This is a genomic window from Micromonospora sp. SD19 (assembly GCF_054462275.1).
The window spans coordinates 499,436-511,247 of record NZ_JBTLMN010000003.1 but is presented as its reverse complement, the minus strand read 5'-3'; the positions used below and the strand labels follow the sequence as shown (position 1 = coordinate 511,247).

Here is an 11,812-nt window from a genome sequence, read left to right as displayed (position 1 = left end):
GGTCAGGGTGTCTTGCCGAGGAGGCGGGTGGCCAGAACGGCGGCCTGGGTGCGGCGCTCCAGACCCAACTTGGCCAGCACGCTGGAGACGTAGTTCTTCACGGTCTTCTCCGCGAGGAACATCCGACCGGCGATCTCCCGGTTGGTCAGCCCCTCCGCCACGTACTCCAGGATCCGCCGCTCCTGCTCGGTGAGCGACTTCAGCTCGCGCGGCTGCTCAACGCCGTTGCGGATGCGTTCCAACACCCGGGTGGTGATCGCCGGGTCGAGCAGCGACTGCCCGGCGGCGACCCGGCGGACCGCGTCGACCAGGTCGGTGCCCCGGATCTGCTTGAGCACATACCCGGCGGCACCAGCCATGATCGCCGCGAACAGCGCCTCGTCGTCCTCGTACGAGGTGAGGATCAGGCCCTTGATGGACGAGTCGACGGCCCGGACGTCCCGGCACACGTCGATGCCGTTGCCGTCGGGCAGTCGCGCGTCGAGGATCGCCACGTCGGGTCGCAACGCCGGGATGCGACGGGCCGCCTCCTGCGCCGAGCCGGACTCGCCCACCACCTCGATGTCACCGCTGCTCTGCAGCAGGTCGGCCAGGCCACGACGGACGACCTCATGGTCGTCGAGGAGGAACACACGGATCATCAGTCGTTTCTACCCGCTGCCCGGGGCCCGGCGCACGGGCCGAAGGTCCCGACCAGTGGGCCGCGAGCGGGCGCTCGGTCCCGACCGGTCGGGACGTCCGGCCCTGCTCGGCGACCGCCGAAGAGTGGACCGTGAAGGTACGGCCACCCGGCACCACCCGCCGCCGGCCGCACCGGGAGAGGAGCACCGCCATGGAGATCGGCTACACCGCGACCCAGCTGCGGACCGCCGCCGTGGACGCGGTCCGGGCACCGTCGTTGCACAACACCCAACCGTGGCGGCTACGGCTGCGCGACGGCGGCATCGAGGTGCTGGCCGACCCGGGCCGCCGGCTGCCGGCGACCGACCCGAGCGGGTGGGGCGTCCGGGTCGCCTGCGGCGCGGCGCTGTTCAACCTGCGGATCGCCCTGGCCGTCGCCGGCACCCCGGCCCGGGTGCGGCTGCGCCCCGACCCGGCCCAACCGGACCTGCTGGCCCGGCTGGTGCCGGACGTCCCGCGCCGGCCCACCCCCGCCGAGCAGAGCCTGTACGCGGCCATCCCCCGCCGGTTCAGCAACCGACTGCCGTTCTGGCCCGACCCGGTGCCCGCCGACGCCCGGTGGCGCCTCGGCGAGGCGGCCCGCGCCGAACAGTGCTGGTTGGAACTACTGATCGGGGTGAGCGCGGTCTCCGCGTTCGGCGAGATCGCGCGCGGCGCGCACCGGGTGCTGGAACGCGACCCCGCGTACCGGGCCGAGCGTGAACGGTGGCTGCGTCGCGAGTTCGCCCCGGACGGCGTACCCAGCTCGGCCGGTGGCCCGCAGGGCGAGCCGCAGGATGTCCTGCCGGCCCGCGGCTACGGTGGGCGCGACCGTGCCCCCGGCCGGGACTTCGAACCGGAACCTCTGGTGGGGGTGCTGGGCTCGGCGGGCAACACCGCGGTGGACCAGGTGATCGCCGGGCAGGCCCTGCAACGGCTGCTGCTCACCGCCACGGACGCCGGGCTCAGCGTGTCGATGCTCTCCCAGCCGATCGAGGTGCCGTCGGCGCGGGAGCAACTGCGGCTGTCGCTGGGCCGCTTCGGCACCCCCCAGATGGTGCTGCGGATCGGGTACGGCCAACCGGGCCGACCGACCCCCCGACGTGAGGTCGACGAGGTGCTGGAGCTGCCGGTGGTGCCCGCCTGACCCGCCGGGGCACGCTCAGCCGGCGAGGACGGCGGCCTCCCGGGCCGGGTCCAGCCCGACCGGGCCGCGCTGCGGTCGCCCGGCGCGCGGCGGAACCGCGCCGACCTCACGCAGCCAACGCCAGGTGTCCTCGACGGTCTCGGTCACCGGCCGGCAGGTCAGCCCGGCGGCCAGCGCGCGGGTCACGTCCTGCTCCAGCAACCCCCGGTACGGGTGGCCGCGCGGCATCCAGATCGGCAGGTCGCTCCACGGCTCCACGCCGGCGGCGAGGATGGTCGTCGGTTCGGTCCAGCGCAGCCGGGCGGCGGCACCGGTGGCGGCCACGCACGCGTCGAGCAGCTCCCCCATCGTGGTCTGCGTCGGCCGGCCGACCGCGTTGACAGTGCCGCCCACCCCTCGGGCCCCCGCGTCCAGCATCCACCCCGCCAGGTCGCGAACGTCGACGTACTGCACCGGCAGGTCGGCCGGCCCGGGGGCGAGCACGTCCCCGCCACGCTCGATGCGCCGCAGCCACCAGGGCAGCCGGCCGATGTCCTCCCCCGGGCCCAGGATCAGACCGGCCCGGGCGATCAGCGCACGCGTGCCGAACACCCCCCGCACGGCACCCTCGGCGCCGGCCTTGAGCTGCGGGTAGTCGCCGTCGACGGCGTCCGGGTCGGCGTCCACCACCGGGGAGTCCTCATGCAACCCGGTGGCGGCGTGGTCGGTGTAGACGGACCCGCTGGACACGTACACGTAGTGGCCGACCGAGGCGAGCAGGGCGCGGGCGGCGGCGCCGGCAGCCCGCGGGGCACCGTCCCAGGTGTCCACCGCCACGTCCCACTCGCCGCCGGCCAGGGCCGCCAGGCCGTCGGGCGCGGTGCGGTCACCCCGCAACCGGTGTACGCCGGGCGGCACCACGCCGTGCAACCCCCGGTTGAACACCGTCACCGACCAGCCGCGGCGCACCGCCTCGGTGACAGTCGCCCCGCCCACAAAGCCCGTACCGCCCAGCACCAGCAATCTCATGCGCTCCACAGTGCCGACCCGGGGCGGCGCGGCACACCCCTGTTCACCAGCAGCGGATCTGCCCGTGGCAGAACCAGCGGGGCGCGGTCACTCACCCGCCCTCGCCGGGCGCGGCCAGCGCGGTGCGGCGGCGTAGCAGCGCCGCCCTCGCCCGGCGGGCCGCCCGCAGGTGCGCGCCCGCCAGGACGCCGAGCACCAGCACCATCCCCAGCAGCACCGGCTCGAACTCGTGCCGCACCACGCTGATGACCAGCGCACCGACGCTGAAGGCCAGCCAGGCGCCGACGCCGAGCCAACCGGCGACCACCCGGTCCCGGGCGAACAGGGGGGTCCGTCGGGTCACGGCCCAGCCGCCGAACGCCGCCCAACACAGGCCGATCGCCACCAGCGCGGCGAAGGCCACGCTGGTGCGTGTCGGTAGCTCGGGCTCGGTCGCCCAGAGCAGACCGATCAGGCCGCTCCCGGTGAGACCGGTGAAGCCCACGGCCAGGTATCCGACCCGCCTGCGCAACGACAACGGCGCGTCCAGTCGCGCCAGTACCTCTTCCGGAGTCATGCTTCGTACCCCTTCCGCACCAGCTCACGGCGTAACAACGTGCGGGCCCGGTTGAGCCGCGACTTGACGGTGCCGACGGGGACGGCGCAGATCTGCGCGCAGGCGTCCAGCGGCAGATCCTCCAGGTAGAACAGCAGAAGCACCTCCCGTTCCCGGGCGGGTAGCTCCGCCAGCGCGCCGGCGAGGGTCTCCCGGTTGACGACCCCCTCGGCCTCGTCGTCGCCCGGCAGGTCGTCGATCGGTTCGGGTTCCGGGCGGGCGTACGCGTCCCGCAGCCGGTTCATCACCGCCCGGCGGGCGATGGTGAAGAGCCACGGCGTGAACCGGTCCGGCTGCCGCAGCCTCGGCAGCCCCCTGAGGACCGCCAACCAGATCTCCTGCACCACATCGTCGTCGGACCCACCGAGCATCCGCCCGACGTACCGTTCGACCGCCGGATGCCAGCCCTGCACCAGTTGGGCGAACGCCTCCCGTTCGCCCAACTGGCAGCGGACCACCAGCAACTCATCGCTCATCGATCCTCCTTCGCCTGTTCAGTCGGTGCGGGCGTCCGGCAGGTTCACGACGCGCGCCACAGCGGGGACCGGCGTCGGCGGGTGGCGGGGTGCGGCAGTGGTCGCAGAGCTGGTCCAGGATGCAGGAAAGCCACGCAGGGGCATGGTCAACGGAGCCGCCGATTGCGAAACTGCTTCAATCTGCGTCAGCACGGGCAATCGAGGCCCTTGACGCAATTGGTGACCACGCGTGCCGCCCAGGTGACATCACGTGCCGGACCGGTGGGCCTGACCGCTACCCGAGGCCGGTTCGACGTCGGCACAACCCGGATGGAGGGGAATGTCAGGCACGCCGCTGTCCCTGCCGCAGCCGTCCGCGCGGGCCCCCGAGTTCGGCGGGAACGCGCTCATCGTCTGCGAGAACCTGGTGCGGATCTACCAGACCGGTTCGATCGAGGTGCAGGCACTGCAGGGTCTGGACCTGGCCGTGGAGAGCGGTGAGCTGGTCGCCGTGGTCGGTGCCTCCGGGTCGGGCAAGTCGACGCTGCTCTCCATCCTCGCCGGCATCGACGCGCCCACCGCCGGGCGGGTCCGGGTCGACCGGTGGAACCTGCTGGCGATGTCCCGCGCGGACCGGGTGGACTACCGGCGGCGCACCGTCGGGTTCGTACGGCAGCAGACGGCGAGCAACCTGATCCCCTACCTGACCGCACGCGAGATGGTGGACCTGCCGATGACGGCGGCCCGCACCGCGAAGGAGGAACGTCGGGAGCGCGCGGCCGAACTGCTGGACAGCCTCGGTGTCGCCGACTGCGCCGATCGCCGCCCGGGCCAACTCTCCGGAGGGCAGCAGATGCGGGTCGCGATCGCGGTGGCGCTGGCCAACCAGCCGCGCGTCCTGCTCGCCGACGAGCCGACCGGCGAGCTGGACGCGGCCACGTCCGCGGAGGTCTTCGGCGTGCTGCGCGACGTCAACCGGCGCTACGGCGTCACCGTCGTCGTGGTGACCCACGACCCGGCGGTCAGCGGCCAGGTCGAACGAACGGTCGCGATCCGGGACGGGCGCACCAGCAGCGAGGTGCTGCGCCGCACCACCACCGACGCGGCGGGCGACACCCACATGATCGCCGAGGAGTACGCGGTGATGGACCGGGCCGGGCGGGTCCAGGTGCCCCGCGACTTCCGCCAGGCGCTGGCGCTGACCCGACGGGTCCGGCTGGCCCTGGAACCCGACCACATCACGATCCGCCCCGATTCGGAGACCCGCGCATGAGTGCCGAGCCGCTGCTGCGCGTGCGCGACGTACACCGGAGCTTCCGCACCGGGCCGACCGTCGTGCACGCCCTGCGCGGCGTGTCGTTCGACGTGGCGGCCGGTGCCATGGTGGCGCTCGTCGGCCGGTCCGGTTCGGGCAAGACCACACTGCTCAACGTCATCGGGGGCCTGGACCGCCCGGACGCCGGCACCGTGCACGTCAACGGCACCGACGTCGCCGCGCTCGACGAGGACGGTCTGTCCCGGCTGCGGCGCGAGACGGTGTCGTACGTCTTCCAGAGCTTCGGGTTGATCCCGGTGCTGTCGGCGGCGGAGAACGTCGCCGCCCCGCTGCGGCTGGCCCGCGTCGCCCCGGCCGAGCGCGAGCGGCGAGTCGGGTTGCTGCTGGAGCTGGTCGGCCTGGCCGACCACGCCCGGCAGCGGCCGGCCGAGCTGTCCGGCGGCCAACAGCAGCGGGTGGCGATCGCCCGCGCGCTGGCCGCCTCGCCCCGGCTGCTGCTCGCCGACGAGCCCACCGGGCAACTGGACGCCGAGACGGGCCTGTCGGTGATGGCCCTGCTGCGCGGGATCGTGGAATCCGAAGGCGTCACCGTCCTGGTGTCCACGCACGACGCGGTGATGATGGCCCTGGCCGACCGGGTGATCCGCATCCACGACGGGCACCTCGACGAACAGGCGGCCGGCCAGCCGTACGAGCCCGTGCCGGACGCCAGGTGACGCGTCGATGCTGAGGCTGGTCAGCCGGCGCGCCCGCGCGCAGTGGCCGTTGCTGGCGGCCCTCCTCGGGGTCGTCACCATCGGCGCGACACTGCTGGGCACCTGCACCCTGCTGGTCACCCGCACCGCCGAGCGGGCGCTGGAGATCGCCATGGCCGACGCCGCCCCCGCCGCCGTCGACGTGACCGTCTACACCGGCACCGTCGAGGGCCCGGACGCGCGCTCCGTCGCCGCCGACACCCGCGCCGTGGTGACCTCCGCGCTCGCACCGTTCCCCGTGACGACCACCGCGCGGGCGTCGACGGTGCTACGGGCGCTGCCGCCCGCGCTCGCCCCGGGCACCACAGTGCCGGCCCAGGCGTACCTGTCGGGGCTGGACGACCTGCCGGCCCGAGCCGAGCTGATCACCGGACGCTGGCCGCGGCACCCGGGCGACGCGGTGCTGCTGGAGTCCACCGCCCAACTGCTCGGCCTCACCCCCGGTCGCCAGGTGCGCCTCGGCGCCGAACTGGCCCACGCCCCCGTCCCGGCCGTCGATGTGACAGTCGTCGGCGTGGTTCGCCCGCTGCCGGGGCGCGGCTGGGACCGCGACCCGTTGGCCGCGGCCGGCTCGGCCATCGGCTACCGCGACGGTCGCTTCATGCAGCCGGTCAACGCCTACGGCCCGTTCCTCGTCGACCTCGCCGACCTGGTCAGCACCGGCGCCACAGTGGATCGGATGGAGGTCACCGCCCACCCGGACCTGTCCAACCCCAACCGTCGCGACCTGGAGACCGTGGCCGGGGCCATCCGCAGCGCCGACCGCCGGCTGGCCGGCACCCTCGGTGACCGCGTCCAGCTCGCCCGGGTCTCCTCCGACCTGTCGTCGACAGTGCGGGCAGCCGACGACCAGCAGCACGTCACCGCCGCCGTCGTGCTCGCCATCGCCGTCCTCGGCGGTGTCCTGGCCGCGACGGCACTCGTCCTCGCCGGCCGGCTGGCCGCCGACCTGCGCGCCGACGAGACCGCCCTACGGTCCGCCCTGGGCACCAGCCGCCGCCAACTCGCCGCCACCGCGACACTCGAGGCCGGGCTCGTCGCCGCCGTCGCCGCCGCGCTCGCGACACCGGCCTCGTCGGTGGTGCACGCCGGCCTGACCCACCTGCCGCCACTGGACCGCGCCGGCCTGACCGTCGGGCCGGGCGTCACCGGCGCCCAGGTCCTCGCGGTCGTCGGCGGCGCGCTGGCGCTCGCCGCCGCACTCACCGTCCTGGCGGTCCGGCCCGCCCCGGCGGCCGGCGACCGGCGTACCCGCCGGGAACTGCTGGCCCGCTCCGGCGCCGACCTGGTGCTCGCGGTGTTCGCCGCCGCCGGCTGGTGGCAGCTGTACGCGCAGCCCACCGCCGCCAGCCCCCGCGCCGACGCGGTCCGGGTGCTCGCGCCGGCGCTGTTGCTCACCGCCGGCGCCGCACTGGCGCTCCGGGTGGTGCTACCCGCCCTGCGCGGCGCCGACCGGCTGGCGTACCGCGCCCGCGGGCTGGCGCTTCCGCTGGCGCTCTCCGAGGCCGCCCGCCGGCCGCAGGCGGTCGCCGCCGGGCTGCTCGTCGGGCTGGCCTGCGCGGCCGGAACGTTCGGCGTCGCCTTCGACAGCACGTGGCACCAGTCGCAGCGCGACCAGGGGGCGCTGTCCGTCGGCACCGACCTGGCACTGACCCTCAGCACGGCACCGGTGCCCGGAGACGGCGCGGTCGTCAGCGCGGCCACCGCCGGGGCGGTGAGCCCGGTCCTGCACCGTGGCACCGCCGTCGGTCAGTGGCTCGGCACCGCCGGCGATCCGGCACGCCTGGTCGCCGTGGACACCACCCGCGCCGACGCGCTGCTGCGCGGGCGACTGGACGGCGACCGCGGCTGGGCGGAGCTGGGTGCCACGCTGGCCCCACCCACCCGCGTCACCGGCCTCGCCGTCGCGGCCAACGCCCCGCTCGTCCTGAGCGGAACCGCTGCCGGCGACACCCCGCTCGCCGTGACGCCCCGGCTGCTGCTGCAGGACGCCACCGGCCTCCGCACGTCCTGCACCGGTCCCGCCCTCCCGCTCGACGGCCGGGAGTTGCGGCTGCCCAGCTGCGCGACCGCTGCCGGGCTGCGCCTCGTCGCGGTCGCCCTGCCGGTCGTCGCCGACCCGGCCGGCGGCACCGTCGCCGTGGCCGTCACGCTCACCGTGCCGCCCGCCGGGTCGACCGAGACACCCACTGACGGATCGGACTGGACCGCGACGTCCGCGCCGCCGGTGCCGAACAAGGTGACCGACCCGAGCGTCACGCTGTCCGCCACACCGGCCGGAACCGCGCTGCGGATGGCCGCGACCGTCGAGCTCGACGGCGCCCCGGACGCCGCCCGGACCCTCGTCGCCACCGCCTTCCCGGACCCCGGCCCGGTGCCCGTCGCCGTCTCCGCCCGCTTCGCCAGCGAGGTGGGTGCGCACCCGGGCAGCACGCTCAGCGTCACCGTCGGCATCACGCCCGTTCCGGTCATCGTCACCGAGGTCGTGCCGACGGTGCCGTCCGCCCCGGGCGCCGTCGCCGTCCTGGCCGACCTGGACATGCTGTCGCGCGCCCGCGCCGTCACCGGCGACCTGACGTTCCCGGTCGACGCCTGGTGGGTCGGTCACCCCACCGGCCCCGGTGCCGTCGAGCGGGCCACCGCCCTGCACCTGGGCACCGTCGCGACCCGTGAGTCGGAGACCGCCCGCCTCATCGGCGGTCCGCTGCGCGCCGGGGTGCCGGGCGCGCTCCGGCTCATCGTCCCGGCCGCGGCCCTGCTGCTGCTCGCCGGCGTCGTCCTGCACGTCACCTGCGACCTGCAGGTCCGCGCCGTCGAGGTGGCGCGGCTGCGCGGCCTGGGAATGTCCCGGCGCGGCATCCGGGCCGTGCTGCTCGGCCAGCACGCCGGCGTGCTGCTGCCCCTGCTCGCGGCGGGCGCGGCCGTCGGCGCGCTCGCCACCGGGGTCGTCGCTCCCCTGCTCGTACGCTCCGACACCGGCGCCGCGCCCATCCCGGCCGCCCAGCCACACTGGCCGTGGCCAGCCGAGGCCGCACTGCTCGCCGTACTGCTGGCCGGCTGCCTGCTGGCGGTCGCCGTCGTGGTCACCGTCCAGGTCCGCCGGGCCGACGCCGCGCACCTGCGGGTGGCACCGTGAACCGGTGGCTGACCCGCCGGTGGCCGGCGCCGCACTGGCCGAGCATCCGTGGCCGGGCCCGTGCCGACGCCGGTCCGCTGCTGCTCACCGCCGCCGTCATCGCGGCCGTCGCACTGCTCGCCGGGGCCGTGCCGGCGCTGCTGCGCGCCGCCGCCGACGACGCCGTCCAGGACGCGGTCCGCCGCGCCGGCAACGACGCGAACGTCCTCGTACACGCCGACTGGGAACGCGACGACGGCCCGAACGGCGGGCGGATCCGGACCGCCGGTCTCGCCGACGACGTCGAGGACTTCCGCGCCCGGGCGACATACGCGCTCGGGGCCGACCTGGACGCCGCGCTGCTCCCGCCCGTCGCCGTCGTCAGCGGCCCGATCCTCAGCATCACCGAGGGCAGCGTGCCGCGTACCTTCCAGTTCACCTACCTGGCCGACGACCGCGACGGCCCGGCGGTGACCTGGATCGCCGGTAGTGCGCCCGGTTCGCCCTTCCCCGACGAGCCCGTCGAAGCCCCCTACGACGGGCCGCCCTGGCCGGTGCAGGTCGGCCTCGCCGAGACGGCCGCCGCCGCACTCAACCTCGGCCCCGGCGATCGGCTCCCGGTCAAGGACGGCCAGGGACGCGACAGGGACGTGCGGATCAGCGGGATCTACCGACCCGTGGACAGCACCGACAGCACCTGGCGACTCGCCCCGGCGCTCCTGGGCCCCCTGCCCGGCGCTGACGGTGTGGGGATCACCCGGTTCGCCGGCCTGCTGTCACGCGAGTCGCTACCGGACGCCCGGCTCGCCGTCGACGAGGACCAACTGCGGCGCACCGTCCACTTCGCCCCCGAACCCGGCGCGCTCACCTGGGACACCACGGCGACGCTCGCCAACCAGGTGGTCGCGCTCAAGGCGGCCTCCGGCTCATCAGGCGCCCGCGACGGGTCCCTGCGCTGGGAATCGCAGCTCGACACCACACTGCGCGACGCCCGTACGCGCGGCAACGCCGCTTCCGCGCAGGCCGCCGTCCTGCTCACCGGGATCCTGACCGTCACGGTGCTGGTCCTGCTGCTCGCCGCCGCGCTACTGGTCCACCGCCGCACCCCGGCGTTGGGCGCCGCCCGGCAGCGCGGGGCGGCGTTACCCGACCTGGCCGCGGAGCTGACCATCGAGTCCACAGTGGTGTCGGTGTCGGCCGCCGCCGTCGGGCTCGCGCTCGCCCGCGCGGTCACTCCGGGCGTCTCCTGGACCTGGGCCGTTCCCGTGGTCCTGGCCGGCGCGGTCGCCGGGCCGGCGTTCGGCACCCTCGCCGCCGCCCGCGCCAGCCGCGACCGACGCCAGCCCGCCAACCCGGCCGCTCGGCGCTGGATCCGGGTCACCGGTCAGCTGCGCCGCGCCGCCGTGGAGGCGGCTGTCCTGATCGCCGCGGTCGCCGGGTTCGTCACACTGCACCAGCGTGGGCTCCTGCCCGACGCCGCCGACGGCGACACCGGTGAGCTGACCGGCGACCTGGTCCTGCCGGTCAGCGCCCTCGCTCTGGGCGGGCTCGTCGGCGCGCTGGTCCTGCTCCGGCTGCTGCCCCTCGGGGTGCGGTTCGCGCTCCGCCAGGCGCTGCGCTCGCGTCGCCCGCTGGCCGTGTTCAGTGCCGCCCGGGCGGCCACCACGGCCGGGCGCGCGTTGCCGCTGCTGGTTCTGGTCAGCGCCACGGCGCTCGCGTCGTTCGCGCTCATCCTCGGCAGCACCGTCGCCCGGGGTCTGGCCGACGGCGCGTGGAGCACCGTCGGCGCCGACGCCCGCCTCGACCTCGGCACCGACGCGCAGGCGGCGACGCCCGCACTGGCCGATCGCGTCGCCGCCGCACCCGGGGTGCAGCAGGTCGTCGTCGCGCAGGTGACCGAATCGGCGCGCGTCTTCGCCGAATCGACGCTGTTCACGCCCCGCCTGGTCGTCGTGGACGCCGCCGCGTTCCAGCGCCTGCTGGCCACCACCCCGTTGCCCGACGCGCCGGCGCTGGCCCGGCTCTCCGCACCGGCTCCCGCCCCCGGGGACGTACCGGCGTTGGTCCTGTCGAACGACAGCGAACTGCGGACCGGCGCCCGGCTGCAGCTACCCCGCGACGACGCTCCGGCGATCCGTCTCGCCGCGGTCGGTACCGCGCCCGCCGTCGGCGGCGCCGGCGACGTCGTCGTCGTGGACGCCACGGCCCTCGCCGCCGCCGGCCTGCCCGCCGTGGCGAACACCGTCTGGGTGACCGGTCCCGGCGCGGCGCGGGCCGTGTCGAACAGCGGCGTCGCCGCCGACGTCGTGCTGCGCGCGGACGTCCTGCGCGCGCAGCGGGTGGCTCCGCTGACCGCGGGGCTGCTGCGGCTGGCGTGGACGGCCGCCGCGGTGCTGGTGACGCTGGGGCTGCTCGGCCTCCTGCTGGCTGCCGCCGCCGGTACGTCGGAGCGCTGGCACACACTGGTCCGGCTGCGCACCCTCGGCCTGCGGCCCCGCGACGCCCGCTGGGTCGCCGCCGGAGAGCTGCTGCCGCCGGTCGTGGTCACCGCCGGGTACGGCCCACTACTCGGGGCACTGCTGGCCCGCCTGACGCTCGGCCCGCTCGACCTGCGGGTGCTCACCGGCCAGCCCGGCGACCCGGCGACGGTCCTGCCGTGGTGGCTGCTCGGCCTGGTGGGCGTGGTGCTGCTGGCGGTGGCCGCCACTGTCGTCCCGGTCGAGTCGGCGCTGCGGCGACGCGACCGGCTCAGTGAGGTGCTCCGCGCCGGCGAGTGAACAGACGCCCCCGGTGGTGCGGGC

Annotated in this window: 9 protein-coding genes; 5 read left to right on the top strand and 4 right to left on the bottom strand. The window is 75.7% G+C overall.

Annotated features, from left to right (window positions below; genetic code table 11):
- Nucleotides 1–2 precede the first annotated feature (2 nt).
- The gene (locus ACX27O_RS14770) at nt 3–641 is read right to left on the bottom strand and encodes a response regulator (protein WP_030336079.1); all 639 of its coding nucleotides are present in this window, start codon (nt 639–641) and stop codon (nt 3–5) included.
- 191 nt (nt 642–832) lie between these two features.
- On the opposite strand from ACX27O_RS14770, the gene ACX27O_RS14765 reads away from it, so the two are divergent.
- Nucleotides 833–1,807, top strand: a complete 975-nt coding sequence (locus ACX27O_RS14765; RefSeq protein WP_030336081.1) for an Acg family FMN-binding oxidoreductase — start codon at nt 833–835, stop codon at nt 1,805–1,807.
- A 15-nt stretch (nt 1,808–1,822) separates the two neighbouring features.
- Here ACX27O_RS14765 and ACX27O_RS14760 read toward each other — a convergent pair whose 3' ends face one another.
- From ACX27O_RS14760 to ACX27O_RS14750, 3 genes are all read right to left on the bottom strand, one after another.
- A complete protein-coding gene (locus ACX27O_RS14760; RefSeq protein ID WP_210861049.1) occupies nt 1,823–2,815 on the bottom strand; it encodes an NAD-dependent epimerase/dehydratase family protein in 993 nt (330 codons plus the stop codon).
- A gap of 91 nt (nt 2,816–2,906) precedes the next feature.
- On the bottom strand, nt 2,907–3,371 hold the full coding sequence (locus tag ACX27O_RS14755) for a hypothetical protein (RefSeq protein ID WP_210861050.1): 465 nt from the start codon (nt 3,369–3,371) through the stop codon (nt 2,907–2,909).
- The gene (locus ACX27O_RS14750; protein ID WP_030336086.1) at nt 3,368–3,886 is read right to left on the bottom strand and encodes an RNA polymerase sigma factor; all 519 of its coding nucleotides are present in this window, start codon (nt 3,884–3,886) and stop codon (nt 3,368–3,370) included. Before ACX27O_RS14750 ends, ACX27O_RS14755 begins: the two co-directional genes overlap by 4 nt.
- A 319-nt stretch (nt 3,887–4,205) precedes the next feature.
- On the opposite strand from ACX27O_RS14750, the gene ACX27O_RS14745 reads away from it, so the two are divergent.
- Genes ACX27O_RS14745 through ACX27O_RS14730 form a run of 4 tightly spaced genes read left to right on the top strand, consistent with a single transcriptional unit; the run spans nt 4,206 to nt 11,788 of the window.
- Entirely contained in the window at nt 4,206–5,138 is a 933-nt protein-coding gene (locus tag ACX27O_RS14745) for an ABC transporter ATP-binding protein (protein WP_030336088.1), read from the top strand.
- Complete coding sequence (locus ACX27O_RS14740; RefSeq protein WP_030336090.1) at nt 5,135–5,857, top strand: ABC transporter ATP-binding protein; 723 nt, start codon at nt 5,135–5,137, stop codon at nt 5,855–5,857. The genes ACX27O_RS14745 and ACX27O_RS14740 overlap by 4 nt, the downstream gene beginning before the upstream one ends.
- A 7-nt stretch (nt 5,858–5,864) precedes the next feature.
- A complete protein-coding gene (locus tag ACX27O_RS14735; RefSeq protein ID WP_458939564.1) occupies nt 5,865–9,032 on the top strand; it encodes an FtsX-like permease family protein in 3,168 nt (1,055 codons plus the stop codon).
- Nucleotides 9,029–11,788, top strand: coding sequence for an FtsX-like permease family protein (locus ACX27O_RS14730; RefSeq protein WP_458939563.1), 2,760 nt, complete (start codon nt 9,029–9,031; stop codon nt 11,786–11,788). Before ACX27O_RS14735 ends, ACX27O_RS14730 begins: the two co-directional genes overlap by 4 nt.
- The last annotated feature ends 24 nt before the right edge of the window (nt 11,789–11,812 follow it).